22 protein-coding genes are annotated in these 26,872 nt (G+C 69.6%); 12 read left to right on the top strand and 10 right to left on the bottom strand.

What is annotated here, in order from left to right:
• Positions 1-24: 24 nt before the first annotated feature.
• The 3 genes from QHF89_RS32620 (at position 25) to QHF89_RS32610 (ending at position 3,017) form a co-directional block, all read left to right on the top strand.
• Positions 25-657: a hypothetical protein gene (locus QHF89_RS32620; RefSeq protein WP_136971276.1), complete on the top strand. Its 633-nt coding sequence runs from the start codon at positions 25-27 to the stop codon at positions 655-657.
• Positions 658-913: 256 nt separating this feature from the next.
• Positions 914-2,320 carry a sigma 54-interacting transcriptional regulator gene (locus QHF89_RS32615; protein WP_136971275.1) on the top strand — a complete coding sequence of 469 codons (1,407 nt, stop codon included), beginning with the start codon at positions 914-916 and terminating at the stop codon, positions 2,318-2,320.
• A 43-nt stretch (positions 2,321-2,363) separates the two neighbouring features.
• A complete protein-coding gene (locus QHF89_RS32610) occupies positions 2,364-3,017 on the top strand; it encodes a hypothetical protein (RefSeq protein WP_284721208.1) in 654 nt (217 codons plus the stop codon).
• Here the strand turns inward: QHF89_RS32610 and QHF89_RS32605 are convergent.
• Both QHF89_RS32605 and QHF89_RS32600 read right to left on the bottom strand, forming a co-directional pair.
• Positions 2,995-4,359, bottom strand: coding sequence for a tetratricopeptide repeat protein (locus QHF89_RS32605; protein ID WP_136971273.1), 1,365 nt, complete (start codon positions 4,357-4,359; stop codon positions 2,995-2,997). The genes QHF89_RS32610 and QHF89_RS32605 overlap by 23 nt on opposite strands.
• On the bottom strand, positions 4,359-7,133 hold the full coding sequence (locus tag QHF89_RS32600) for an nSTAND1 domain-containing NTPase (protein WP_284721207.1): 2,775 nt from the start codon (positions 7,131-7,133) through the stop codon (positions 4,359-4,361). The genes QHF89_RS32605 and QHF89_RS32600 overlap by 1 nt, the downstream gene beginning before the upstream one ends.
• A gap of 154 nt (positions 7,134-7,287) precedes the next feature.
• Between QHF89_RS32600 and QHF89_RS32595 the strand changes: the two genes are divergently transcribed.
• Complete coding sequence (locus tag QHF89_RS32595; protein ID WP_284721206.1) at positions 7,288-7,923, top strand: hypothetical protein; 636 nt, start codon at positions 7,288-7,290, stop codon at positions 7,921-7,923.
• Here the strand turns inward: QHF89_RS32595 and QHF89_RS32590 are convergent.
• Both QHF89_RS32590 and QHF89_RS32585 read right to left on the bottom strand, forming a co-directional pair.
• On the bottom strand, positions 7,920-8,135 hold the full coding sequence (locus QHF89_RS32590; protein WP_136930021.1) for a hypothetical protein: 216 nt from the start codon (positions 8,133-8,135) through the stop codon (positions 7,920-7,922). The two genes, QHF89_RS32595 and QHF89_RS32590, sit on opposite strands and share 4 nt — an antisense overlap.
• Positions 8,136-8,305: 170 nt before the next feature.
• Positions 8,306-10,099, bottom strand: coding sequence for an ArnT family glycosyltransferase (locus QHF89_RS32585; protein WP_284721205.1), 1,794 nt, complete (start codon positions 10,097-10,099; stop codon positions 8,306-8,308).
• A gap of 163 nt (positions 10,100-10,262) precedes the next feature.
• On the opposite strand from QHF89_RS32585, the gene QHF89_RS32580 reads away from it, so the two are divergent.
• The 5 genes from QHF89_RS32580 (at position 10,263) to mtnC (ending at position 17,270) form a co-directional block, all read left to right on the top strand.
• A complete protein-coding gene (locus tag QHF89_RS32580) occupies positions 10,263-10,877 on the top strand; it encodes a methylthioribulose 1-phosphate dehydratase (protein WP_136971269.1) in 615 nt (204 codons plus the stop codon).
• A gap of 33 nt (positions 10,878-10,910) precedes the next feature.
• Positions 10,911-13,997, top strand: coding sequence for a hypothetical protein (locus QHF89_RS32575; RefSeq protein WP_136971268.1), 3,087 nt, complete (start codon positions 10,911-10,913; stop codon positions 13,995-13,997).
• 656 nt (positions 13,998-14,653) lie between these two features.
• Positions 14,654-15,943 (top strand): porin, encoded by a 1,290-nt coding sequence (locus tag QHF89_RS32570; protein WP_136971267.1) that lies wholly within the window; start codon positions 14,654-14,656, stop codon positions 15,941-15,943.
• 50 nt (positions 15,944-15,993) lie between these two features.
• Positions 15,994-16,578, top strand: coding sequence for a 1,2-dihydroxy-3-keto-5-methylthiopentene dioxygenase (locus tag QHF89_RS32565; protein WP_136971266.1), 585 nt, complete (start codon positions 15,994-15,996; stop codon positions 16,576-16,578).
• Complete coding sequence (gene mtnC, locus QHF89_RS32560; protein ID WP_136971265.1) at positions 16,572-17,270, top strand: acireductone synthase; 699 nt, start codon at positions 16,572-16,574, stop codon at positions 17,268-17,270. The genes QHF89_RS32565 and mtnC overlap by 7 nt, the downstream gene beginning before the upstream one ends.
• 13 nt (positions 17,271-17,283) lie before the next feature.
• On the opposite strand, the gene QHF89_RS32555 is transcribed toward mtnC, so the two are convergent.
• Positions 17,284-18,219, bottom strand: coding sequence for an alpha/beta fold hydrolase (locus QHF89_RS32555; protein WP_136930014.1), 936 nt, complete (start codon positions 18,217-18,219; stop codon positions 17,284-17,286).
• Positions 18,220-18,432: 213 nt separating this feature from the next.
• Between QHF89_RS32555 and QHF89_RS32550 the strand changes: the two genes are divergently transcribed.
• A complete protein-coding gene (locus tag QHF89_RS32550; protein WP_284721204.1) occupies positions 18,433-18,972 on the top strand; it encodes a hypothetical protein in 540 nt (179 codons plus the stop codon).
• Between the two features lie 6 nt (positions 18,973-18,978).
• Here QHF89_RS32550 and QHF89_RS32545 read toward each other — a convergent pair whose 3' ends face one another.
• The 4 genes from QHF89_RS32545 to QHF89_RS32530 all read right to left on the bottom strand — a co-directional run bounded on the left by QHF89_RS32545 (position 18,979) and on the right by QHF89_RS32530 (position 23,324).
• Complete coding sequence (locus QHF89_RS32545; protein ID WP_284721203.1) at positions 18,979-20,400, bottom strand: proteinase inhibitor; 1,422 nt, start codon at positions 20,398-20,400, stop codon at positions 18,979-18,981.
• 227 nt (positions 20,401-20,627) lie between these two features.
• Positions 20,628-22,067: a cytochrome P450 gene (locus QHF89_RS32540; protein ID WP_136971263.1), complete on the bottom strand. Its 1,440-nt coding sequence runs from the start codon at positions 22,065-22,067 to the stop codon at positions 20,628-20,630.
• A 57-nt stretch (positions 22,068-22,124) separates the two neighbouring features.
• Positions 22,125-22,877 (bottom strand): SDR family oxidoreductase, encoded by a 753-nt coding sequence (locus QHF89_RS32535; protein WP_136971262.1) that lies wholly within the window; start codon positions 22,875-22,877, stop codon positions 22,125-22,127.
• A 9-nt stretch (positions 22,878-22,886) separates the two neighbouring features.
• The gene (locus QHF89_RS32530) at positions 22,887-23,324 is read right to left on the bottom strand and encodes a 6-pyruvoyl trahydropterin synthase family protein (protein ID WP_284721202.1); all 438 of its coding nucleotides are present in this window, start codon (positions 23,322-23,324) and stop codon (positions 22,887-22,889) included.
• 79 nt (positions 23,325-23,403) lie between these two features.
• Between QHF89_RS32530 and QHF89_RS32525 the strand changes: the two genes are divergently transcribed.
• Both QHF89_RS32525 and QHF89_RS32520 read left to right on the top strand, forming a co-directional pair.
• Complete coding sequence (locus QHF89_RS32525; protein WP_136930010.1) at positions 23,404-24,042, top strand: MarC family protein; 639 nt, start codon at positions 23,404-23,406, stop codon at positions 24,040-24,042.
• A gap of 58 nt (positions 24,043-24,100) precedes the next feature.
• Complete coding sequence (locus tag QHF89_RS32520; RefSeq protein WP_284721201.1) at positions 24,101-26,038, top strand: hypothetical protein; 1,938 nt, start codon at positions 24,101-24,103, stop codon at positions 26,036-26,038.
• 51 nt (positions 26,039-26,089) lie between these two features.
• Here the strand turns inward: QHF89_RS32520 and QHF89_RS32515 are convergent.
• Positions 26,090-26,872: dihydrolipoamide acetyltransferase family protein (locus QHF89_RS32515; RefSeq protein WP_284721200.1), on the bottom strand; the 783-nt coding region annotated here is incomplete at its 5' end.

Genomic DNA, 26,872 nt, shown 5'->3' with positions numbered 1-26,872 from the left:
TCGGTGACTTCTTGGAGGGAACCGATGAGCGTCGCACCGCATATCGATGACGATGACGCCGAAACGGCTGTCATGAGCCGCCCGGCGTTCCTGCCCCCGGTGAGCGGAACGTGTGTCTCCGTCGCGCATTCCGAGCCGCCGCACGACACAATCGCGGATACTCCGTCCGCGTGGAGCCGCGCCTGTGCTTTCGCGGGTGCCGTGCTACGCGACTGGCGCGAGCGCGTTCGTAGAGCGCGTCTTTCGGATCGCCTCCCACAGCTTCCGCCGCCGCGATCCGTGAGGGCAACGTGGGTCTCCGCGGGCGCCATCCGTCACGACGAGCGCGGCGAGGTGCTCTTGCTTGAAATCATGCGCGCGCCCCCGACCTACCAGCGCGCCGCCGTCTACGTGGCAAACTACGCATCGGCCCTCCGCAAGCTCGGCAGCGATGCGTATGCCGAGGGGCTTGCCCACTTCGCGCTCTCGCGTATGCGGCCGGATGCCGATGGATTCGTCTCGTTTGCGCGATTGCGTGACATTCTGTGCGACATGTCGGTTTCCCGTACACTCGTGCCGGCATTGCTTCGCCTGGAGAAGGCGGGCATCGTCATCATTGAGAAAACCCAGGAAGCGCCGCCACTGCCCGATCGCGTTCAGCTCCGAATCCCCCTTTGAGCAGTACGGCAAACGATCACGGCTTCGCCTCTTTGACGATCTTCCGTGCGGCCTCGAACCTTCGCTTGACCTTCGCAGGGTCACCGGTGGCGGCTGATGGCGTCGATGTACCTTCCATCCCTGGTCATCTTTTTCCGCGCGGCACGTGAGGGCGCATGGTCTGGACTCGGGAGCAGGCCCGTCCGCACCCCCCCTGACGCATCGCTTCCTCCGGCCTTCGTTTTCCCGTACCCTCGACCTCGGAGATCACGACAGGATGGGTCAGGCGGATCGGGAGGAGCAACGAGGGGCGCTCGAGCTCGTGGTGTACGCCGCGGGAGACGAGGCCGCGGCCACCGTCCTGCCGGCTGCGGGCAGCGTCACCATCGGGCGCGGCGAAGGCAACGACGTGCGCATCGACGACGCGTCCGTCTCGCGCCGGCACGCCGTGCTCCACGTCGGGCCCGTGCTTCGCATCGAGGACAAGGGCAGCGCGAACGGCACGTTCGTGCGCACGAGCGAGGACAAAGGCAGCGCCGTCGAGACACGCCGGGTGCATCGCGCGCCGGGCGAGACGTTTGATGTCGAGCTCGGGGATTGTATCGTGCTCGGCTCGGTCATCGCCGTCGTCCGGCGCGCGCGGCACGAGGAAGGGCCGAAGGCGGTCGACGAGGGGCGCAAGGGCGCCGCGGGGCGCGTGATCGTGGAGGACCCCGGGATGCGCGCGCTGCACGAGGAAGCGCGCAGGGCCGCGGGATCCCCGTTCAACGTGCTCTTGCTCGGCGAGACCGGCGTGGGGAAGGAGATCCTCGCGCGGGCCATCCACGAGGCCTCGCCGCGGCGGGCGAAGCCGTTCGTGGCCGTGCACTGCGCCGCGCTCAGCGAGACGCTGCTCGAGAGCGAGCTGTTCGGGCACAAGAAGGGCTCGTTCACCGGCGCGACCGAGGACAAGAAGGGGCTCTTCGAGGCCGCCGACGGGGGGACCGTGCTGCTCGACGAGATCGGCGAGCTCTCGCCGTCGGTGCAGGTCAAGCTCCTGCGCGTGCTCGAAGATCGCGCAGTGCTGCGGATCGGCGCGGTCGCGCCCAAGCCTGTGGACGTGCGGTTCATCGCGGCCACGAACCGGGATCTGGAGGCCGAGGCGCTGCGGGGAGCGTTCCGGCAGGATCTCTTCTACCGGCTGAACGGGATCACGTTCGTCGTGCCGCCGCTGCGCGAGCGGAAGGCGGAGCTCGGGAAGCTCGCGTCGTTTTTCCTCGAAGACGCGTGGAAGAAGCTCGAGCGCAAGGGCACGCCGACCCTCGCGAAGGAGGCGCGGGAGCTGCTCGAACGGCACGCGTTCCCGGGCAACGTGCGCGAGCTGAAGAACGCGATGGAGCGGGCCGCGGTGCTCTGCGCCGGCGATACCGTGCTGCCCGAGCACCTGCCGCCGCGGATGCGGATCGCGCAGCCGTCGGGGCCGCCGCCCGCGCAGGGCCGGGAAGGGCGCTCGGCGACGCAGCCGATCTCGGAGGACGACGTGCGCGAGGCGCAGAAGCAGCTCGACGAGCGGCAGCGGATCCTCGACGCGCTGGAGAAGTGCGCCCACAACCAGACCCGCGCGGCCGAGATGCTGGGGATCTCGCGGCGGACGCTCGTGTCCCGGCTCGAAGAGTACGATCTGCCGCGGCCAAGGAAGAGGTAGCCGGGGGCGCAGGATGGCAGCACCACGTCGCTCCTCCCATCGGATGATCCTCGGGCTCTTTTGCCTCGTGACGCTGCTCGGCGCCTACGGGGACGGCGCCGGCGGCCTGGATGAGCCGTGGGTTTCGTTGCGGCCCGAGACGCCTCCGGCCGGCGGGGCGGGCGGGAGCGGGGGCATCTGCGGCGAGATGCCGCGTTGCCCGAACAAACCGACGCAGTTCTGCCTCTGCGGCTACATCTGCCCGGACAAGGAGTGCCTGCCGGTCCCGCCGTACTGCGAGAAGGACAAGGATTGCCCGAGCGGGGTGTGCCTGGGCGGCAAGTGCAAGTGCAGCCAGGTGCCCGGGGTCGATGAGTGCAACCCACCCCAGCGGGACGAGCATTCCTACACATGCAGCGGCGAGGGCTACTGCGTGCAGCTCCCCGATCAATGCGAGGGCGAGGGGACGGAGTGTGGCGACGAAGGGGAAGGGGTTTGTCGTCGCTCGCAGTGCTACGAGCGTTGCACGTCGGACCGCGATTGCCCCGCGAGCCTCGTCTGCAAGACCGACCGCTTCTGCGGGGCGGTGATGATCGCGGACGGCCCGCCGCCGGCGTATTCGTGCAAGGCGCGCGGCGGGGAGGCGGAGGGCCGGGGCGCGTGGCTCTTCGTGCTCGTCGGGATCGCCGCGGCGATCAGGGCAAGAAGCCGAAGGTGAGCTGAGGGATCCAGAGCTGCATGAGGCCGTGCGCGGTCTGCAGGCCCTGGCCGGACACGTCGGCCGGGGTCTCCGGCGCGCAGGCGACGGCGTCGTCGCCGGTCGGGGGGCACGCGGCCTGCGCGTCGAAGGCGCGGCCATTGAAGACATTTCCCTGCGCCAGGAAAAGCACGTAGCCGAGGGACAACCCCACGCGGACGCCGCCGATCTTCGCCTCGATGCCGAGCTCCGGCATGAAGAACGTCGGCGCCGAGCGGAGGACGGTGCTCGTGCCGGAGAACAGGAGCGGGGAGGCGTGGCCACGATCGTCGCGGCCGACGCCGCTCACCGGATCGGACGATTGCGCGGCGACGAGGCCGAGCGAGCCGCGGAAGAGGGCGGTCCACCGCGGCCCGAGGTCGACTCGATACCCGACGGCCGGCCCCATGAACGGGCCGCGCAGGGAGAGGTCGTGCGAGAGGGTGTACGTGACGGTCGAGAGGCCGTCGCTGACGGGGACGTCCCGCGTGATCGTGCGCTCGAAGGTCGATTCCACCGAAAAAAAGCCGGTGAAGAGCTCGACGGAGACGTTGTTCGCCGTGATGTAGCCGCCGCGCGCGCCCGTGAGGAAGCCACTCGCGAAGGGGCAATGGTTCGAGCAGGCGTTTTGCGCGTCGCGCTCGGCATTGCTATCCATGGAGCTGCCGAGCGCGGGGCCGCCGAAGGCCTGGGCAAACCAGCCCTCGGAGCGCGCCGGGGTCGGGGGCGGCTGTTCGGCGCCGACGACGATGCGGAGGGATTCGCCGGCCGGCAGGTCGTGATCGAGGAGCACGGCCCGCCGGTTGACGCGCACGGTGTGGCGGCCGGCGGGCAGGTAGAGCGGGCAGGGGCGCGGCAGGGCGCCGAGGTCTTTGCCGTCGATGAAGAGGGAGCCTTGCCCGTCGACGACGTGGAGCGTGGCGACGAGCTCGCGCAGGCGCCGGACGTCGTCGATGAGCGCCTTTTGCTCCTCGGGCGTGAGCTCGCTGCGGAATCGATCGAGCACCTCTTCGTAGAGGGGGATCGCCTCGGCGGCGCGGCCGAGCTTGTCCAGGCAAACGGCGGCGTTTTTCGTGTTCGATTTGCGCGGGAAGAGGTCGCGGGAGGCGAGGTAGCGGTCGAGCGCTCGTTCGAGCTTGCCTTCGCCTTCGAGCGCGCGGCCCTCCTGGAAGAGCTTTTGCGCCTGGGCCTTGTCCGCAGGCGAGAGGACGCGCGGCGGGGGGTAGGGGCCGCAGGCGGACGCCGGGGGCGCGAGGCTTACCGCAGCGGCAGAGGTGAGCACGGCGAGGCCGATGCCGAGGGCGTGTCGGGAGGCGCGTTTCACTAGAATTCGTCGTCCGGTTTCGTCACGGGGCCCTTCGCATCGGCCGGCGCTGCTGTCGGGGCCGCGGCGCCCGTCGGCGTGGGCGTGGCGTTCTCCGGGGGCGCGGGCGTGCTCGCGGGGACCGTGGTCGACGTGGGGGCCGCGGCCGCGGGGGAGCCCCCCTTCGGGATCGGATGCGCGCCCGGCGCCATGATCGCGAGGACAGGTTGGGGCGCGCCGGGCGTGGGGGACGTGGAGGCCGAGGCGGCAGGGTCGGGCTGCGTGGGGCCGGAGAGGGTCTTGCGGATGCGTTCTTCGAGGTCCTTGTTGAGCTCGGCCGTCGCGCGGACCTCTTCGAGGAGGTTTGCCTTTTCCTTGTCGTTTCGCTCGGCCTCGGCGCGCTCCTTCTGCTCGCGTTCGAGCTTCTCCTGGGCCGCCCGCTCCTCGGCGCGCACGGCCCGCACGTACCCGAGCCCGCCGACGACGACGGACGCCGCGACGATGGCCCCCGCGGTCGCCGCGAGCACGGTGCCGCGCCGGGAGACACGCGCGCTCGTGTGGATGAAGCGTTCGGCGGCCGCCGACAAACGGACCGAGTGTTTCCGGAGGAGTTCCTTCGCGAACTCGAGGCGCCGTCCTCGCCAGAGCGTCACGCTTTCGGCGTCGCGGGAGAAGCGCGCGGCGTCGCGCTCGATTTCCTCGGCGAGCATGCGATCGCCCTTCGCCTCGGCGATCCACGACGCGAGCCGCTCCCAGCGCGAGAGCAGCGCTTCGTGTGCGAGCGTGACGGAAGCCTCGGGCCCCTCGGCCGGCACCACGAGCCGCGCCTGGCCAAGCACGTCGATCACGCGGCGCGCCCGCGGGCCCGCGATCGCCGCGAGCTCGTCCACGCTCATCACGCGCCGCGTCCCCTCGGCCGTCGTGAGCGCGAGGAGCACGGCGCGTGTTGCCTCGATCGAGCCTTCCTCGGCCTGCTCCAGCGACGCGAGCACGGCCTCGGCGTGCCGCTCGAGCGCGCCCTCGACGCCGCCCACGGCCGTGAGCGCCGACCGCAAGAGCAGCTTCTTCTCCTTGTCACGCGCGCCCCAGAGCTCGGTCAGCGCAAACTCGACGAGCGGCATCGCGCCCGCCGTCGCGTCGATGCCCGCGAAGAGCTCCTCGGCGAGCGCCGCGTCTTCGAGCGCGTAGCCGTACGACGCGAGCGCGCGCTCCACGCTCTCGCGCCAGTACGTCGGGGAGAGCGGCTCCACGCGGCAGAGGCCACGCGCCATCGTGTTGCCGAGATCCCCCATCGCGAGGAGCAGATGCAAGAGATCACTACGCGCCGCGACGATGACGCGCACGCCGGGCAAGGGCTGCGCGCCGATGCGGACGAGCAGGGCCGCCGCTTCCTCGCGGCTTTCGCCCGAGGAGGTGGTGACGAGCTCTTCGAGTTGATCAACGAAGAGCACGAGGCCGCGCTCCTCCTCGCTCGCGCGGCGGGCCATGGCCTCGCAGAGAGGGCCGGGCGCGAGCGTGGCAGCGTTGGGGAGGAAGGGCCCGAGCGCGGCGGCGATCGCGGCGCGTGGATCGCGGCCCGGCTCGGCGATGGCCGTGTCCCATACGTCGGGCCAGCCGACGATCCCGCCTTCCGCGAGCGCCGGCAGGAGGCCCGCGCGCGCGAGGCTGGATTTGCCGCTGCCCGAGGGACCAACGAGCGCGACGAGGCCACGGCCGCGGCAGAGCTCGATCGCCGCGGCGACCTCGGGCGTGCGGCCGAAGAAGACGTCGCGATCGCGCGCTTCGAAGCGGCGCAGGCCCCGGAACGGGCCCTCGTCCTCGTCGGGCAGGACGCGCGCGCGGCCCGCGAGATCACGCCGGATCTGCTCGAAGTGGTGCGCGACCCACGAGGCCCGCGGCGGCCGATCCTCGGGGCGCGGCGCGAGCAGGTGATCGATGAGCGCAGCGAGCGCGCGGGGCACACCCTCGATGCGCGCGGCGAGGGGAAGCGGCCGCGCGTACCCCGTGAGCACGCCGGGATCGAGCGCGCCGTCGCCGTCAAGGCGCTCGGCGGGGAGCGCGCCCGAGAGGCAACGGTGGAGCGTGACGCCGAGCGCGTAGAGATCACTCGCGGCCGAGGGCAACACGCCGGCGCCGAAGACGGCGGGATCAATGTAGCCGTACGTGCCCGTGATGCGGCCCGAGATCCGCGCGGTGGCGGCGAGCGCGCGGGGCGTGGCGTCGTCGTCCGGCCCCGCGGGGATCACGTCCTCGACGGCCTGAGGGGTCGAGGACGCGGACGCGATGCCAAAATCGATGAGCTTGTACGCGCCGCCGGCCTCCTCGACGATGTTGCTCGGCTTGACGTCGCGGTGGACGAGGCCTGCGCCGTGGACGGCGGCGAGCGCGGAGGCGATGGCCACGCCGACGCGCAACGTCTCGTCGACGGAGAGCGTTCCTTCGGCGTCGAGCCGATCTTCGAGCGATCGGCCGGCGACGTGCTCCATCGCGAGGCCCATGACGCCGGCGGGCTCGTCCACGGCGAGCGTGTAGAAGCGCACGACGTTCGGGTGCTCGACGCGGCAAAGCGCGCGGGCTTCTTCGAGGATGCGGCTCCTGTCGTTCGCGTTCACGTCGAGCGAGAACAGCTTGACGGCCGCGGTGCGCAGCTCCGCCTTGCCGTAGGTCTCGCGCGCGAGCCAGACGGGCGCGTAGCCGCCCGCGCCGAGCTGCTCGACGAGGACGAACGGGCCGATACGCCTCTGCTCCGGGGGGCGCGTGATCAGGTTCGAAAGGGCCGGGTCGAGGGTCTCCAAGGGGTGTTTCGAGGACGAGCTCCGGGGTGCGTCCATGGAGCGCGGCGGCCCCGAGGATGCCCGACCCGCGTCGAGGCGTAAAGGGAAGGCCCGTGAGGGAGCCTGCACGAGGCCTTTCCTTGCACGCTCGGCGCGGGGTAGCATCGCGGAGCCCATGGCCTCGAAGTACCTTTCTGCGGTTCTCCTTCGCCTCGTCGTGCCCTTCGCGGGGGCGTCGTCGTTCGCCTGCGTCGGGTGTGTGGACAACACCGCGGGCGACATGGCGCTCGCCGAGGTCCAGAAGCTCCGGATGGAAGCGCGCGCGACCGAGGCGCGGCTCGCGGCGATCGAAGGGCGGCAGATGTACGTCGGGCAGCAGCTCTCCTACCTCGCCGGCGTCATCGGCGAGGTGGGGCGCGAGGCCACGGCGCGGGCCGAGTCGGTCTCGCGCAAGCAGGAAGAGGTCGCGCAGAACATCGAGCGGATCGAGCGGGCGGCCGTCACCGAGCGGGAGCGCGCGCGCGCGGCGGCCGAGTCGCCGCAGGCGATCGTGGCGCGGGCGCAGGCGATGATCGACGCGGGGCAGATCAAGGCGACCGTGAAAAATGGGCGGACGAAGCTCGAAGCGGTGGAGGGGTCCGCTCCGGCTTCGCCGCCGGTCCCGTCACCTATGCCCACGTCACCTGCGATCCGGAGCGTGGATCTCGAAGACCCGTGGTCGGCGCAGCGCAAGCCGACGGCGCCCGCGGCGCCCGCGTCGCCGCCCGTGAAAGGCACGGGGCGGCGGATGTCGGACGACCTTGGTTTCTAGGCGCTCCCGCCGGATGACGTCCACATCGTCGGCGTGGCTTCGGGCGCCTCGGTGAGCCCGCGCAGCACGCGCAGCGCGTGGGAGAGCGTGCCCCAGAGAGCCTCGTAGGCCGCCGGTTCGAGCCGGATCGACGTCGCGCCGAGGTGGATCGAGATCACGTTGCACTGCGGGCAGTGGTCGACGCGGGCGACGGGCCCACGCGAGAGCGTCACGGGGGCGCAGGGGGAAGCCTTCGCGGGACAGGACATGGTGCGTGTCTCCTGGGGGTTCGTGCTCGGGTGTCGTGCTCGGGTGTCGGGTGCGTTGATAATGAAAGTGATGTTCAATATCGATACAGGGTCGAGAGGGACCTGTCAAGCGATCTCGTGCGGACGCTTGCGGATCAGTCCTCGTCGTCGGGGGAGGCGGCGCTCGGCGGGGGGACGAGGCGGATGCGGGGCCGGGGCGCGGGCGTGGCGGGGCGCTCGGGCGCGTCGAGGGCGTACACGAAGAGGCGTCCGTTCACGACGAGGAGCGGCGCCTTCGCGAAGAGCTCGGGGTGGCAGCCGGGGCTGCGGGCGCGGGTGACGGCGTGCACGACGGCGACGCCGGGGCCGGGGCGCTCGCCGCAGCGCAAACGCTCGAATTCGATGCCGTTCGCTTCGAGCTCGCGCGCCATCATCCAGCCATACCGGTGGTAATACACAGGCCCGAGGTTCCGGGCTTTCAGGGCGGCGGCGACGTCGGCCATGTCCTGCCCCCAGTCCTCGCCGACGACGCTGACCACGGGACCGAAGACGGGGCCGAGGGTCAGGGCATTAAAATACCCGACGGGGTGACGAACCCAGGCGATCGCCGAGGCGAAGGTGCCCGCGCCGAGCAGGGCGAGGAGCATCTGCGTCCGCCGCCGTCCTTCCTCCCAGAGCCGCGAAGCGACGATCCCGGCCCCGATGACGAAAAAGGGCATCACGGGCAGGACGTGCCGGACGCCGATGTTGATCTTCGAGCCGATGGAGATGGCGAGGAAGAGGCCACACGCAGCGAGGATCGTTCCCGCCGCGCGATCCGGCGCGGCGCGGCGTCGGATCGCGCGGGCGAGCCCGACGCCGAGCAAGACGAGCACGGCGAGCGGGTTCTTGATCGCGAGCATCACCGGGAAATAGCCGGCCCAGCCGCCGCCCGCGCGCATGCCGAGGAAATACGTCGAATGCCCGTCGCGGCTCTGCACCGAGACCATCGACAAGCCAAAGACGTACGTGTACGGCAGCGGCACCGGCAGCCAGCGCGGCAGGCGCGCGAGCGGCGAGCGCTCCTCCAGGAGCTTTTGATCCGCCCGCTTCGAGATGTAGCTCTGCGGCTCGGGCTCCGCGAGGATCCGCTCGACCGTCCAGCCGGTCCGCTGAAACCCGTACGCCGCATTGACGGCGAGGACCGTGGCGAGCGTGACGGCGCCGGCGTGCGCGGCGAAGCGCCCGAGCCTGCCGCGTCGGGTGGGCGCGTCTCCGTCGGCGCCTCCGCGCCACGCGAAGAAAAGCCCCAGCGACAGGAGCAGCGGGACCAGGAACGCCGCGCTGTATTTGATGCAAAATGCCGCCGCGACGGCGAGCGTGGTGGTGATCGCCGTGCGGAGGCGCGGCCGCTCGAAATGCTCGGCCGCCTCGCCCACGGCGATCGTCGTGGCCAGGGCGATCGGCAGATCCGTCGTGACGAGCCGGCCGTGCGCGAGCAGCGTCGGGTGCAGGCAAGAAAGCCCGAGCGCGAAGAGGGCCGCGTGATCCCCGGCCCGCCGCCGCGCGAAGCGAAACACGTAAAGCCCGAGCAGGAACGAAAAGAGCACGTTCACGTGCCGCGCGACGACGAGCTCGGCCCGCGCCGCCGCCCAGTGCGCCGTGAAGTATTGCTCGGCCAGCTTGCCCGTGTCCGCGTCGGCCCACGCTGGAAACGAGGTCAGATCCACGCGGGCGCCGAGCAGCGCGGCGGGCAGGGCGAGGAGCGCGTCCGCGAGCGGCGGGTGCGCGTAGCCGAGCCGGGTATCCCCGAGCCACCAGTAGGACAGGCCCCGCACGAGGTGGACCGGCTCGTCCATCGTCGGCGAATCCAGGTGGACACCGACGAGGGAGGTCCCGAGGAGGATCCCGAGGAGCAGTGCGGCGAGCCAAAGGATACGACGTTTTGGGAGGGTTTCGAGCGCGGGCATCGACGAAAGCGGCCGAGCGACCGAGGGCCGCCCCATTCCTGTGGAAATCTCCGTGTGGGGGCCGCGAGGCCAGCAAAGTCGGCCGGGATTGTCAAGCGAGGACCGCCCTGCCGCCGGGCATGCCAGGGCTTGCTCGTGTTGCCCCGGCCGGGTAGGGTCGAGCGTGCAGGAACATCGCCTCCCCGAGTCCGCCGCGGCCACCTTGCTCTCCCTCGCGAGCCGCTGCCACGCGCGAGGCTGGGCCCAGGCGACGAGCGGCAACTTCTCGGTGCGCCTCGACGCGCACCGCTTCGTCATCACGAAGAGCGGCCTCGACAAAGGCGCGCTGCGGGCCGAAGACCTGCTCGTCGTCGACCTCGAAGGTTCCCCGCTCACCGAAGGTCGCCCCTCCGCGGAGACGCCACTCCACGCGCAGATCTACCGGCGTCGTCCTGGCATCACCGCTGTGGCGCACACCCACTCCGTCGCGGCCACGGTCCTGTCCCGCGCCCTCCTCGCCGAGGGGTACGTCGTGCTCTCCGGCTTCGAGATGCTCAAGGCCCTCGTCGGCATCAACACGCACGAGACCTCGATCCGCCTGCCCATCTTCCCGAACGATCAAGACGTCCCGCGCCTCGCCGCGCAGGTCGACGCGGAGCTCGGCGACGACGACTGCGTCTATGGCTACCTGCTCGCGGGGCACGGCCTCTACACGTGGGGCGAAAACGTGAACGAAGCGGCGCGGCACGTGGAGGCGATCGAGTTCCTCCTCGAGTGCGTGCTGCACGGGCGGCGCTGAACGAGGGGCCGGTTGCTGTAGAGTGCCGGCCCTATGCGTTTTTTGTTTGCGTGGTCTTTGACCACATTCCTGTTGTTGGGCTGCTCCTCGGACAATGACGACACGCGGACGGCGGAGCCCCCGCCGCCGGTGTTCAAGTGGAGCACGCCGGATACGTTCGTGGTCCAGAAGCTCGGCGAGCCCGTCACGTACACGCTGACCGTGACGACGCCCGAGGGAAGCCCTTATCCGGCGGAGTATTCGAAGGACATCTCGTTTCCGCGTGGAGCGAACCCGCCGACGGTCATGAAAAACCCGTCGCCCGGCGTCTACGAGATCACGGTGAGCCCGACCCAAGTGGACGAGTACGTGCTCTCCGCCCACGTCGGGATCTTCGCCCGTCCGGGCGAACCCATGAGCGGGTATGCGCGATTCGACCCATCGCCGCAGCTCTTCGTGGACGTGTGGGGCGGCGCGTCGCTGGACCTCTCGCCCGACGTGGGCCGCCTGGAGCTCGCGGTCGGCGAGCTGCGGCCCGTCGACGGCGTCGGCGTGGCGCCGCTCTCGGGCAGCAATCTCTACGAACAATCCGTCATCTCCGGCGACGAGGTCGAGCTCGAGGTCGAGGACACCAGCATCGCCCGCCTCGGCGCGAAGAAGGTCCTCGAAGGGGTGGCGGAGGGGAGCACGGGGCTTCTGTTTCGTGCGGGCGAGCGCGTGATTCGTGTGCCCGTCACCGTGACGTCGAAGGCGATGACGACGTTGCCTCCCGAGAGCTTCGTGCGTTTCAACGACGAGCACACGGCCGAGCCGATGACCGCGATCGAGCCGGACAGCGGCGCCGCCGATGGCACGATCGGCCTCGATTCGAACGGCGCTCCCGTCTTCGCCGTGAAGCTGAAGTTGAGCGGCGTGCGCGCGCAAGAAACGGTGTTCAAGGGCGGGCAACGAGGCGCCGGCATCCGGACCTGGACGGGCACCGGTTACGGCATCGAGCGTATCTCCGCGCCCTGGGAGGACGTGACGAACACGCACGTCACCGTCGACGAGAAAGGCCACATCTACGCCGTATTCGGCTCGACGACGCGCGGCCGCTTCATCCTCGTCGATCGCCCCGGCGAGGGCCCCTTCCACGAATGGCGCCGCCGCGAGCTCGACTCCACGCTCGACGAAATGGCGGGTGTCGGCGACTCCAAGGCCTACCAGGAAGAGCTACGCCACACGCAGCCCGTCTTGATCCCGAAGCCTGGGGGCGGCGTGTACGTCAGCTACGCGGACACGTACGAGTTCCGCACGGAGCGCACCCTCCTCCGGGACGAGGCTGGCAACACGATCGATTGCTCATGGCATGTCAAGCTGGTCGAGGTCGACGGCGACGAGCTCCGGACCCAGCTCGTGGTTCGCACCGACTATAAGTATTCGCAGCCCAGTGATTGCGTCTTCGAGTATCGGTTGCCGCTGATCCCGGACCCCGTGCGAAAGCTCGTCCTGCTGCCCGCCTTGCCGGGGGAGGAGGGCCCCACCGTCGTGGTCGCGGGGACGCCGCTCCACGCCGAGAACGGCGCATGGGTCGAGAACACCACGCTCGACTTCCAGCCGAGCACGAACCCCGACGTGCCGCCGCCCGTCGCTTGGCCGCTGTCGGGCCCCGGGCCCGTGCCGAGCGCCATCGGCTGGTACAGCGCCGAGGTGATCTTCGGACAGGAGGGGCTCGCGTCGCCGAAGAACCACGCGACCTGCTTCATGAAGCTGACGCCCTTCGCGAACCCGATGTCGACACGCGCGGGGGATTATTTGATCGGCGCCGGGGCGATTCCCCGCGATTTCGACGTGGCGCGCGTCGGCGCCGAAGGCCGCTGCGTCTCGCTGATGTCGGTCTTCCGCCCCGAAGGGGGGTCGGTCGTGGACTTCCTCGACGCCGAATACCTCCGCGGCCTCCAGGGCTCGCCGAAGCGGCTGTATGGCCTCTACGACAACAGCGGCTCGCTCGCCATTGCGAGTATGCCCGTGCCCCAGACGCCCGACGGGACCGGCGACCTGCCGAGCCGCATCGTGCGCCCCGAGCTCGGCCCTTGGGACGTCGTCCTGCCGCCCGTGTTGACCGACGACGGTTCCGCCGTGGTGATCACCGAGGGGTATACGGGGGGCCTCTCCGATCCACCGATGGACGCCGCCTTTTTGTTCGGGGGTGTCTTCTCGGCGTCGAGCCCCGCCGCTCCGTTCACGCATTCGGGAGAGCGACCGGGCTTCGAGAACAGCGAGAAGGCGCCGCTGCGTCTGCGCGTGCTGGGGAGCGACATCTACGCATTCGCGCACGACGTGGGCGGCCTGCGGATTTCGAAGAGCACCGACCTCGGCACGAGCTGGTCCAGCGTGTCCCTGTTGCCCGCCGCGGGCGTGTTCGGCGGGCTCGAAGCCGAGGTATTCGCGACCGGCGAAGCCTTCGCAGCGATCACCGTCGACGAGGTCGCCAAGCTCTACTTGCAGCCGTCCGTCCTCGCGCCCTCTGCCTTCACGGAACTCTCCGCGGGCGCCGTGCCGTTTCAGGGCAAGCAGACCCGAGCCGTGAAGCTGATCCGGGACGGCGAGGAGCTGGTGCGCGTCGGCCTGGGCTCCGAGGTGACCGTTCATCGTTATTCCAAGACCGGAGCGCTCCTCGCGGCAACGCAGCTCGTCCTGTCGGCGCCGGGCTTTTCCGTGTCGAGCGTGCTGCACGCGGTGCTGGACTCGCAAGGCCGCGTGGTGCTCCTCAATCGGAAGGACGAAGCCGCAACGGTGACGCTCCGCCTGCTGCGCCCCGGCGCCTCGGACACGACGACGCTGGCCGTCTTCGAGGGCCTCGGCACGGACGGCTTCATGATGGAGAAGCTCACCGACGGTCGCTTCGCGCTCGTGGCCCAGCGAGCCGTCGACGCCGCCCACACGCGCCTCTTCGGCGCCCTCTCGTCTGACGACGGTGCAACCTTCGGCGACGAACTCCCCCTCCTCATCGACCGCGGCCCCTACCAAATCCCCCTGGGCGTCGCCCTGAACGGGACCGAGCTCTTGGTCCTGGCCAAAGACACCTGGCAGGCCCGCTTCCCCGCCGGGCTTTCGCACGGTGGGCGCTTCGATTTCCAGACGGTGCGCTGGTCCCCCTGACCTGACAGACGACATCGGCCCTCGTCCTCGCCTGTTCCACGCCACGACAAGCCACGTCCCCGCCGCCAGGTTTCAGGCACGGAGCCGAACAAGGTGCGTCCGCGCGGCAGGGCCCCTGCCTCGCCGCCCAACACAGGACGACGCGTGTCCTCGGGGGAGGTCTCGCCGCCCAACACGGGCCCTCGGCCCTCGATGTGTCTTGTCGAGGGGACGATCGGCCCGCGTCGAGGCCCAACCTCAGCGGTCCGGCCGCGTCCCTCGCGCGGTCGTCCGTCGGAGCTCACCGTTGCGCTGCCGAACACGCACCGTCGACGGCCGAGGGCCCGTGTTCGGCGGCGGCCGCGGCCTTGGCACGCAGGCCCGTCGCCCGTCTTCCCTACGGCTGTTCGAGGAACTGCGCATCGCGCAGTTCCTCGAGCTTGGGTCCAGCCCCTGGCTGGTCCGGGTGCAGGGGCGGACAGCCCCTGCTGGGGTCTGGGGCGACGCCCCAGCTCCGCGCCTTCGTGCCGTACGTTGTCACGGAAGTTCGCCAATCTGTAAAGAACGCAAACGAAACGGTAACGGCGTCGCGACCGAGTCGTAACGAGTTCGTCACCGAACTCGCCTAGCGTGGTGAGCCAGAAGAAGAAAGGCCGGGACGTCCCCGGAATCCTTCCATGTTGCTCGCACGTCTGGCCGCGCGCTCGGCCCTTGGCGCGGTGTTTGGTCTTCTTTTGTCTTCGCGTTCGGTTGCGGCGGATGTCCCTGCTGCGCCTCGATCGGGGATCGCGCTGGCCACGCTTCCGGCGGTGGATCCCGTCGCGGTCAAACCTGCGCCGAGGCCTGCGGCCGAGCCCGCCGCGCCGAAGCCCGGCGAGGGGGCGGGCAAGGCTTCGCAGCACTGGTACGACAAGATCAAGATCCGCGGTTATTCGCAGGTCCGTTACAACCAGCTCGGCGCGACGAACGAGCGGCTCGTCAATACCCAGGGCGACCGCTCGATTGGCAAGGATGGCGGCTTTTTGATCCGCCGCGCCCGCCTGATCGTCCAGGGGGACGTGCATGAGCGCGTCTTCGTGTACATCCAGCCTGATTTTGCGAGCGTTGTCTCCGACCAGTACCATGTCCCCACGCTCCGGGACTGGTATGCGGACATCGCCCTCGACAAGAAAAAAGAGTTCCGCTTCCGCGTCGGCCAGTCGAAGGTGCCGTATGGCTTCGAGAACATGCAGTCGAGCCAGAACCGCGCGCCGCTCGATCGCTCGGATGCGTTGAACAGCGCCGTCAAGGACGAGCGGGATCTCGGCATCTTCTTTTACTGGGCGCCGGAGCGTATTCGCAAGCGGTTCAAGGCGCTCGTCGACGATGGGCTCAAGGGCTCGGGGGATTACGGCGTCGTCGCGCTTGGCGTGTACAATGGCCAGACCGCGAACCAGAAGGAGCGGAACGACACGCCGCACGTCGTCGGTCGAATCACGTGGCCGTTCCAGATCGGCAAGCAGATCGTGGAGATTGGCGGCGGCGGGTATGCGGGCAAGTTCGTCGTGAAGACCTCGGACGACGTCACGGCGGCGGAGGAGATCCGCGACGTCCGCGCCCACGCCTCGTTCGTCCTGTACCCGCAGCCGTTTGGCCTCCAGGCCGAATACAACTTCGGCCGCGGACCGGAGCTTGTGGGCGATCGTGTCGTCGAGCGACCGCTCCACGGCGGGTACGTCATGGCCATGGCCAAGATTGGCAGCTTCCTGCCCTACGTGCGTGGCTTGATGTACGACGGCGGGCGCAAGTTCGAGACGAACGCGCCGCATTACAAGATCCGCGAGCTGGAGATGGGCGTCGAGTGGCAGCCCATCCCCGCCGTCGAGGCCACCGCGGCGTACGCGATCGCCGAGCGCACCTACCCGGAGCCGCCTTACCCGCAGGAGAGCGGGCGCCTCCTGCGCCTGCAGATTCAGGTCAATTACTGAGCGCGTGAACGGGCTTGCGGCGAGGATCGGTTTGGGTCGATCCTCTCCGGGTGAGCTCGATCCACGTTTTTTCGGAGAACGATCCCGATACGCTCGTTCGTGCCTCGCGAGACCCCGCCGAGATCGCGGCGATCCTGCGGGAGGTCGGCGTTCGTTTCGAGGCCTGGGAGGCTTCCTTTTCGTTCACGCCTTCGGCCCCCGCGGAGGAGATCCTCGCCGCCTACCGGGAGCCGATTGAAAAGCTCTGCCGCGAGGGCGGGTATCCCTCGGTCGACGTCGCGCGCCTCGCGCCGGACCCAAACGATCCCGCCTGGCCCGCGAAGGCTCGGGCCGCGCGCGAAAAATTCCTCGAAGAGCACACGCACGGCGAGGACGAGGTCCGCTTTTTCGTGCACGGCGCCGGGGTGTTTTATCTGCGCCTCGCCGGGCAGGTGCTCGCTGTGCGTTGCGCGCGGGGGGATCTCCTCTCGGTCCCCGCTGGCACGCGGCACTGGTTCGACATGGGCACGCAGCCGGACTTTTCCGCGATCCGGTTCTTCGGCACGCCCGAGGGCTGGGTCGCCTCCTTCACGGGCGACGCCATCGCGCGGCGTTTCCCCGACGCCGACGCCCTCACGCGAGGCGCGCCGTGGTGAAGCGTATCGTCACGGACATCGAGGGCACCACCACGTCCATCTCCTTCGTGACGAGCACGCTCTTCGCCCACGCGCGGGCGTCCCTCGCGTCGTTCGTTCGGGCGCACGCCGGCGAGGCGCGTGTCGTCGCGGCGCTCGACGCGGCGCGGACGGAGGCGGGGGAGGCGGGCCTGTCCGACGCGGCGGTGATCACGCTCTGGCTCCGGTGGATCGACGAGGACCGCAAGGCGACGTCGCTCAAGGCGATCCAAGGCATGATCTGGGAGGAGGGCTATCACGCGGGGGCGTATCGATCGCACGTGTACCCGGACGTTCCGGGCGCGCTCGCGCGGTGGAAGGCGCAGGGGATCGGGCTCGCCGTCTTCTCGTCCGGATCGGTGCTCGCGCAGAGGCTGCTCTTCGGGCACACGATCGAGGGGGATCTCGCGGGCTTCTTCGACGGGTGGTTCGACACGACGACGGGCAAGAAGGCCGATCCCGCGTCGTATGCGCGCATCACGGCCGCGCTCGAGGTCGCGCCGCACGAGGTGCTTTTCCTGTCGGACGTGAAGGCCGAGCTCGACGCCGCGCGCGCGGCCGGGCTCCTGCGGGTCGGGCTCGCGCGGGACGGCGCTCCGCCCCTCGTGGATCATCCGACGGCGCGGAGCTTCGATGACATCGTGATCGAAGGGGACGCCGTGCTCGTGCGGTGACGCGCAGGCGCGGCTAACGCGCGAGCTTGCGGACGAGCCACTCCGCGGCTTCGCGGGTCACCTCGTCCCGGTTCGTCTCGTTGAACAGCTCGTGACGCGCGCCCGGGTAGACGCGGTACGTCACATCGGAGAGGCCCGCCTTCGCGTACGCGTCGAGCAGCCCGCGCAGGTTCTTCGTCCGCTCGTGGACCGGGTCCTCGGAGCCCGCGACCACGCAGATCGGCAGGTCCTTCGGGAGACGGGCGAGCGCGTCCGGGCGCGCGAGCGTGCCCATCGCGCCGAGGAGCTGCACCCATAACGTCGTCGTGGCCGAGAAGCCGCATCGCGCGTCGGCGACGTACTTGTCGACCTCGGCCGCGTCACGCGAGAGCCAATCGTACGGCGTGCGGTTCGGGCTGAAGGTCCGGTTCCACGCGTCGAACGACATCCCCTGGATCACCACGCTCTTGCCGCGCTCGCCGAGCCGCGCGCGCTCGGCCTTGGCCACGAGCACGCCCGCCCGCGCCATCAGGCTCGGCGGTCCGTTCGTGCCCGAAAGGAGCACGGCCCCGAGCTTGTCGCCCACCGCGGGCAGCGCGCCCTGCGCGATGAGCGAGCCCATCGAATGGCCGAGCAGCGCCTGCTTGAGGCCCGGGTAGGCGGTGCGGGCGCGGGCGAGCAGGCCGCGCAGGTCGGCGACGACGCGGCCGAAGCCGTCGCCGGGGCCGAAGTAGCCGAGCTCGTCGTCGGACTTCGCGGTGCGCCCGTGGCCGCGGTGGTCGTGGGCCTCGACGACGAGGCCGCGTGCGGTGAGGGCCTCGGCGAGGCGCGTGTAACGGGCGCCGTGCTCGCTCATGCCGTGCGACACGTGGACGACGCCGCGGACCTCGGCGCCTTCGTCGGGGGAGAAGACGTGCACGAAGATCGGCTTGCCGTCGTCGGCGATCCATTCGAACGAGGAGGTACGCATGCGGAGGGCGGCCGTTCTACACATGGTCCCGGGCGGATGGGAAGGACCAGTGTGTCCGGGGCGAGAGTGCCACGTCCGCGAAAGAACACTTGCGGTGGTGTGAAATTCCCGGTAGAGGCACGCCCGCCCGATCTTCCGAGCTCGTCCCCGTGTGGCGCTTGCGCCCCGATCCCCGGGGGCTCGGATCGTGCAGAGGAGCAGGTAGACCCCGCGATGCGATCCAAAACAGCCGATCCGACCGATGGTCAACGTAGGCCCCGCCGTGGTCGTGAGAAGTGGGTACGGCGGTGGGGCCGGATCGAGCGGGACGACCTCGAGGCACTCGTGGCAGAGCTCGAAGGCGGCGGCGAAGTGGACGAGATGGCGGCGGCCTCGGCGGCGTGGCTCGACGCGATCTCGAAGGTGTCGGGGGCAATTCTCTGCGGCGCGACGCTCGTCACGGAGACCTACCTCGTGGGGCCTCTGCCGACAGGCGAGGAGCTCGCGAAGTTCGGGTGCAAGAGCGTGCGTGACGGCCGGATGATCGAGGTGTTCCAGGCGTTCGACGAGGGCGGGCTCGATGAGCGTGGCCCTTACGCCGTGACGCACCGCGAGCGGGACTGGTCGGCGTTCGGCGCGGCGCGCGCCTTCGTGGATTCGGTCGGGCCGAAAAACGCGATGCTGGCGCTGCAAGCGCTGCACGAGGGGAAGACCGCGCAGCGCCCTGCGACGCGGCCCCGGCCGGCGGTGGTCATCGAGGTTGTCCGGGCGTAACCCTGCTCAGAGCGGGGCATCGAACAGGCAACGCGTGATCGGGACGCCAACGTCCGCCCACACATACAGATAATATTTCGTCCCCGGGACGAGCTTCTCGGGGCTGCCGTCAGCGGGGTAGCCCTGCTGCGTATTCGGCAGAACCTCGCCGTAGGTGATACCGCTCTTCACAGGTGCGGCTTTCGACGCCACGTCGAGCCGCCACATCGTCCCCTCGGGCAGGTCGAGGTTCGGCGGAACGCCTGGGTTCTTCGCGTCCGCCGATAAGACGTAAACGTAACGTGCGTCGCCGCCGGTCCAGGTGATCTTGCCGGCGGCGTCCACGCCTAGGCCGGCGTCGCAATCGCTCGGCACGTAGAGGCTCTGTTCATACAGCGGCCCGCCGAACGGGGTTTCGTCCGCAAAATCCTCCTTTTTGAATCCGCGGCGAAGAAGCTCACCCTCGAAAAAAGCGACCATCCTTGCCGGGTCCGTGGTCGGCAGGCCGGCGACGTCGCGCGAAAAACCGTTGTTCTGGTCCGGCGGATAAGCGCCGAGCGCGGCCGAGGAGACCCAGCCGGCCGCGAGCGCGAGGCCCGTCGGATAAAAGCTGTCGGTCCAGATCGGGCCGGCCTCGATGTACCAGTTCGATGGACCCTCGGCGGGCGCGGCCTTCTCCGAGTGGCAACAGACGCAGCCGCAGGCCTCGACTTGCTCGGTCACCCACGCGAGCTCGCCGAGCCATTGCGTGTCTGTGAGGCGCGGATCGCCCTCGGGCGTCTTGAAATCGGAGGGCGGGGCCGGCCAGTAAGGGCGTTGCGTGAGGACCGCCTCGCAGGACGCGTACGCCGCGAAGTTGCGGCCGGGCTCGGTGCAGCCCGAGATCGCGCCGAACGTGCAGACCTTGCCCTCGCTCTGGCCCGAGGGCTCGCCGGCCTTCGGGTCCACGCACGCCTCGGTGGGCCATTCGAACACCGAACCCTCGGGGGTGGGGTCGCCCGGGGCGTCGACCACGCCTTCACACGCGTCGGGCACGAACTTTCCGCCGCCGAAGAGCTCGCAGCCGCGCTGGGTCGAGGTGCATTGGGCCGTGTCTTCGCCGGGGAAGACGATGCTGGTTTCGTCGTCCTTCCCGCCGTCGAGCACGCATCGGCCGAGCGACGTCGGATAGGTACAGCTCTCCGCTTTCGTGAAGGCGGACTTCGCGAGCGCCTTGCAATCGGCCTCCGCGGTCTCGGCGGACCAGCCTTTGCCGGTGTAATCGCGGCACTCTTCGGCCTGGGTGAAGGGGCTCGTGTAGACGCAACGACCGGGCGCCGCGGCGGCGGGCTCCGGGCCCGGCGCGGCCTTCTCCTCGGCCTTCTGACAGGCGCCGAGCCCGCCGAGAGACGAAACGAGCAGCGCTGCGCCCAGCATCACGTGCGGAGAACGGAGGAGCTCTTGCTTCACGGTCGGTACTCCTGAACCTGGCCTTCGAACGAAGGGTGGGTGTGGTCTCGCTCGCTATTTTGTGCAGCGAACGTTCTACGTAATATCGTTTGTTCATAGAACGTGCAAACTTTGTCTAAACTTTTGTGCGTGCGAAGTAGCATAGGACACGTTCGTGTCCAGGCGGCACGGAGGAGGGGAGCTAGGGAGCGAGGGGGGCGGAGGCGGGGCGACGGGCGGGGAGGGCGTCAGAGGGCGCTGCGACGGCGGACGCGCGCCCAGATTCCGCCTTTCGGGCGGAGCGTGGTGAACGTCTCGGGCTCGACGTCCTGGGGCTCGACCTCGAAGGACAAACCCCGCATCAGCGTGGCGAGCACGACGGGCCCTTCCATCAGAGCGAAATGGTTGCCGATGCACACGCGGGGCCCCACGCCGAACGGGACCCAGGCCGATTTGTGGCGCTTCGCCTCGTTCTCCGGGGAAAAACGGTCCGGATCGAAGCGCTCGGGATCGGGGAAGAGGTCCTTGCGGTGGTGCATGCCGTAGACGTTCACGAAAAGAATGGTCCGCTCGGGGAAGGTGTGGCCGCCGAGCTCGACGCGCTCGAGCGCGCGCCGCGGCAGCACGATCACCGGCGGATAGAGGCGCAGCGCCTCCTTGAAGACGCGCGTCGTGTAGGCGAGTTTTTCCGGGTCGTAGGACGTGGGGCCCTCGGGGCCGAATGCGTCGGCCTCGGCCTGCACCTTCGCCCGCGCGGCCGGGTCCCGCGCGAGCAGGTAAAACGACCAGGCGAGCGCGGTCGCCGTGGTCTCGTGCCCCGCGATGAACAACGTATTGGCCTCGTCGCGGACCTGCTTGTCGCTCATGCCCTCGCCGCCGAGATCCGCGTCGCGCGCATACAACAATCGCGTGAGCAGATCTTTTCGATCCGCGTGGCTCGCCCGGCGGTCGTCGATCATCGCCTGAATACGTTTGTCGAGGACCTCGAGCGCCTTCACGACCGTGGGATCGTTCCGGCCGGGCATCAGGATCGGCGCGTCGAGCGCGGCGCGGGCGCGGGCGCGGACGTCTTCGAGCCAGGGCGGGAGCTTTCCGTCGAGGTACTCGGTCATCTCCAGCGCCGAGACCTGCAGCGTCATGTACGGCGTCGCCATGCGGTCGTTCACCCAGCCGAGCGCGACGGTGAGCGCCTCGCCGAGTTCGTCGGCCTCGTCGAAGGTCCGCGCGTCGAAGAGGGCGCGGCCGACGACGCTCATCGCGATCCGCGTCATCTCGGCGGCGAGGTCCGTGCGCTCTCCCTCCTTCAGCCGCTCGCGGGCGCGCAGCGCCTCGCCGTTCATCGCGCCCACGTAGGTCTGGAGCTGCGTCGGATGAAAAAGCGGCGAGAGCAAGCGGCGCTGGCGCCGCCAGAGATCGCCCTCGCTCGTGAAGAGACCCTGGCCCGCGAGGTCGTGGAGCAGGATCCGGATCCCCGGGGATTTTTCGAAGCTCCGGGCCTTCTCCACGAGCATCTCGTGCGCGACCTGAGGCCCGTTCACGAAATAGAAGCTGCGGTGGACCATCCGGGCCGCGACGAGGTCACCCTGGTCGGTGACGCGCCGGAAGAAGGGCAATCGGTCGTCCTGGAAGAGATGGCCGTGCCCGAGCAGGTTGTCGCCGGGGGCCACGGGGATCGACGTCGGGGTCATCCCCCTCGATAACACATCCGCCGCCCCCACGGCAGCGGCCGCACGGGGCCTCCGCCCTCAATCCGGCATCGAATCCGGCGGCGTGGCCCAGCCGAGGTGCTGCCCGCCATCCACCGCGATCATCTGCCCCGTCACCGCGCGCGCCGAGAGCAGGTACCGCACGGCGTCGCAAACGTCCTCGGGCGTGGCCCCGCGGCCGAGCGGCGTGGCGGCGCATTGCGCGGCGAACTGCTCGGGGGTTTGCTTCGCGCTCGGCAGCGTCGGCCCCGGGCCCACCGCGTTCACCCGGATGCGCGGCGCGAGCGAGAGCGAGAGCGTCCGCGTGAGCGCCCAGAGCCCGGCCTTGCTCACCGTATACGTCGTGTAATGCGGGCTCAGGTTCCACACGCGCTGATCGAGGACGTTCACGACCGCGCCCTCCGCCCCCTCGGGCAGGCGCCGCGCGAATTGCTGCGTGAGCACGAAGGGCGCCCGGAGGTTCGCCTCCATGTGCAGGTCCCAGCTCTCGCGCGTGGCCGTCTCCGGCGTGTCGTATTCGAACGTCGAGGCGTTGTTCACGAGCGCCACGAGCGGCCCCACGAGGCCCGCCGCGCGCTCCACGAGCGACGCCGTCTCCGCCTCGTCCGCGAGGTCCGCCCCGACCGCCGCCGCGCGCCCGCCGGCCGATTCGATCGCGGCGACGAGGCCCTCCGCTTCTTCCCGTGAGCGGTGGTAATGGACCGCCACCGAAAAACCGTCCCGCGCGAGCATCATCGCAATCGCGCGGCCGATCCGCTTGCCTGCGCCGGTGACGAGGGCTGCCTTGCTCATCAAACCCCCTCAGCGCTCGTCGTACGTCGCGACGGCCGTGTCCGTCTCGTAAAACGACACGGCCGTGACGGGCACGCCGTGCCCGCGCAGGTGGTCGAAAATGAGCTTCGCGAAATTCTCGGCGCTCGGATTCACCGGCAGCGTGACGAACGCCTCGCCCGCCTGCTTCAGGAAGGGAATGACGGGATCGTCCTCCCGCAGGATGAGGCGGTGGTCGAACTGCGCGAGGATCCAGTCCTTGCCCGCCTTCTCGATGTCGAAGAAGTCCGCGACGAACCCTTTGCGGTCGAGCGTGGGGGCCGAGAGCTCGATCTCCACGCGGGCGTTGTGGCCGTGGATGCGGGCGCAAGGGCCCTCGTAGTCCAGCAGGCGGTGGCCATAACAAAACCGCACTTCTTCGGTCACGCGGAACATGCGGAAGGCGAGATACCGCGGCGTCCGCCCCACGTCAACCCGCCTCGCGGGACCGATGTGCCTGGCTTCTCGCCCGTTCCGGGCTATAGCGAGCGCATCCGGGAATGTGCCCTTGACCGAGCTCGTGACGTTTTTCTTCGTCGCCCTTTCGGCGGTGTTCTTCGTGGTCGACCCGATCGGCGTCGTGCCGATTTTCCTCGCCATCACGTCGAACGATCCGCCCGATAAGATCCGGCAGATGGCGCGCCGCGCCTGCGTCACGGGGTACTTGATCCTGATGACGTTCGCGATCTTCGGCGGCGTCATTTTCAAGATCTTCGGCATCAGCCTCGGCGCCTTCCGCGTGGCGGGCGGGCTCCTGCTCATGCTCACCGCGCTCGACATGCTGCGCGCCAAGCGCGCGGGGACCCGCACCTCGCCCGAGGAGACCGAGGAGAGCGCCCGCAAGGAAGACGTGGCCCTCGTGCCCCTCGCCATGCCCCTGCTCGCCGGCCCGGGCTCCATCGCCAGCGTGATGGTGCTCATGTCCCAGGGCAACGGGCGGAGCCTCCTCTTCGCCGTGCCCGTCCTCCTCGCCGTCACGATCACGTTTGTCGCGGCCTATTACATCCTGCGCGCCGCCTCGCTCGTGCAACGTGTCCTCGGGAAGAGCGGCGTGGCGATCCTGGAGCGCGTGATGGGCCTCATCCTCGCGGCGATCGCCGTGCAATTCGTCGCCGACGGCGCGCGCGATTTGTTGCGGGCCCCTTGACGCTCGCTTTGGAGCCGGGTCTCCTCGCAGGGTCCTTATCCTTGCAGGGAGGCATGACATGAACGGTCGACGCGGGACGATCTTCGGAGTCGGTCTGGTGGCGCTCCTCGCGCTCGTCGGGTGTCCTGATCAGGTGACGGGCGGCGGCACGGGCGGTACGGGCGGCGCGGGCAGCGGCACGGGCGGCAGCGGCAACGGCGGCGGCGGCGTGGGCGGCGGCCCCGTGGGCTGCATCGCGGCCGAGCGGCTCGACCTGCTCTTCGCGATCGACAATTCGCGGAGCATGGCCGACAAGCAGAACATCCTGGCCCGCGCGATCCCGGACATCGTGCAGGGCGTCGTGAATCCGCCGTGCATCGACGAGGCGGGCGTGGCGGCCTCCCAGCAGCCGAGCGCGCCGACCGAGGCGTGTCCCGCCGGCACGTTCCGCGCCTTCGCGCCGATGACCGACATCCACGTCGGCGTCATCAGCTCCAGCATCGGCGGCCACGGCTCGGATTCGTGCCCCAACGTGGACACGAACAGCACGGAGTGCGCGCCAAACCCGAACCTGACGAACAACGACAAGGCGCACCTGCTCGCGCGCACGAATGCGTGCGGCACGGCGCAGGTGCCGACCTACGTGAACAAGGGATTCCTCGCCTGGGATCCCGAGCAGCAGCTCCAGCCGCCGGGCGAGGCCGTGGTCGACGACGGGATGGGCGGCGGCCTCGTCCCCGCGCTGCGCGAGATGGTCATCGGCGTCGGGCAGATCGGCTGCGGCTACGAGTCGCAGCTCGAGAGCATCTACCGCTTCCTCGTGGATCCGGAGCCGTACGAGAGCATCTCCATCGTGAACAACAGGGCGACGCCGGAGGGCATCGACACGGCGCTCTTGCAGCAACGCGCAGAGTTTTTGCGGCCGGACTCGCTCGTCACCGTGCTCCTGTTGACCGACGAGAACGATTGCTCGACGAAGGAGTACGGACAGTTCTATTACGTGAACCAGCTCCGCGTCGGCGCGAGCAACGTGCGGATGCCACGCGCGCGGCAGGAATGCGTGCTCTACCCGGACGATCCGTGCTGCAAATCGTGTGGCCAGGATCCGGGGGCGTGCGCGCCCGATCCCTCGTGCCAGACCCCGGACGGCCAGATCGCGCGCTACGACGCCGAGGAGGACGACATCAACCTGCGCTGCTGGAATCAAAAGAACCGCTTCGGCATCGATTTCCTCTATCCGATCGACCGGTACACGCAGGCCTTCACCCAGCACATGATCCCGAACCGCGTCGGTGATCTCGTGCCGAACCCGCTCTTCTCCGACCTCGACCCGACCGACGACCTCACGGACATCCGCGGGCCCGCGAAGGTCCTCGTCACCGGCCTCGTGGGCGTGCCCTGGCAGGACGTGGCGCGAGACATGACCGACGCTTCGAAGGGCTTCAAGTCCGCGGCCGAGCTCGCGGCGCCGATCGGCGGGACCAACTTCTCGACCTGGGACGTCATCCTCGGCAGCAACCTGACGAACTTCAAGTTCAAGCCGCTCGATCCGCTCATGATCGAGTCGGTCGAGAAGCGCGTCGGCACGAACCCGATCACCGGCGACCTCCTCGTCGACGCGGCAACGCCGAACGCAAACCCGATCAACGGGCACGAGTGGACCATCCCCAACGACGACCTCCAGTACGCGTGCATCCTGCCGCTCCCACCGGGCGAGGCGCGCGACTGCACGGACCCGAGCCTCACGGCCTGCGATTGCCGCACGGAGTCCAACGACAACCCCCTCTGCGAGCCCGATCCCGCGAACGGCAATGCGCCCACGCTCCAGGTCCGCGCGAAGGCGTACCCGAGCCTCCGGCCGCTCGCGTTGCTCCAGGCGCTCGGCGATCAGGCGGTCGTCGGCTCGGTTTGTCCGGTGAACCTCGACGACCCCGCGTCGCCGTCGTACGGCTATCGGCCGATGGTGCGGTCCGTGGTCGAGTGGCTCACGCGCCGCAACTGCCCGAAGAGCCCGTGAGGGGATAGGTGCGAGGGTGCGCCCCGCGACGGGGGCGCACCCTTTTCGTCGTCAGGAGACGAGGATCTGCATCGGGCGCTCGAGCAGCGCCCGCAGCGCCTTCAGGAACGTCGCGCCGACGGCGCCGTCGATGACGCGGTGATCGCAGGAGAGCGTCATCGCGAGGCGGCGACCGGGGACCACGGCGTCGCCCTTCACGACGGGCTCGCGCCGCACCTGACCGACGGCCAGGATCGCGCCCTCCGGCGGGTTGATGACCGCGGAGAACTCGTCGATCCCGTACATGCCGAGGTTCGAGATGGAGAACGTGCCGTTCGCCATTTCCTCCGGCTTGAGCTTCTTTCCCTTCGCGCGGCCCGCGAGATCGCGGATCTCCGCGCCGATGGTGGTGATGCTCTTCTTGTCGGCGTCGCGCACGACGGGCGTGACGAGGCCCTCCGACACGGCGACGGCGACCGAGATATCGACGCGGCGGTGCACGAGAATGGCGTCGGGCGTATATTGCGCGTTGCACTCGGGGACGCGGCGCAAGGCAATGGCGCAGGCCTTGACGATGAGATCGTTGAGGGAGATCTTCGTCGCGTCCTTGCCGGGCTCGGCCGCGGCGGCGAGCTCCGCGTTGATCTGCTCGCGCAGCGCGTTCAACGGATCCGCGTCGACGTCGATCGTCAGATAGAAATGCGGGACCGTCTGCTTCGACTCGACGAGCCTCCGCGCGATGGCCTTGCGCATCATGCTGAGCGGACGCACCTCGGGCGCGGCGAGCTCGCCCGGCGCGGCGGCCACGGGCGCCGGGGCGGGCGCGGCCGCGGGGGCCTGTGCCGGGGCGGGCGC

It is taken from the genome of Polyangium sorediatum (genome assembly GCF_029946465.1).
GTDB lineage: Bacteria > Myxococcota_A > Polyangia > Polyangiales > Polyangiaceae > Polyangium > Polyangium fumosum.
The sequence above is the reverse complement of the archived record's forward strand: the minus strand, read 5'-3'. Positions and strand labels throughout refer to the sequence as shown.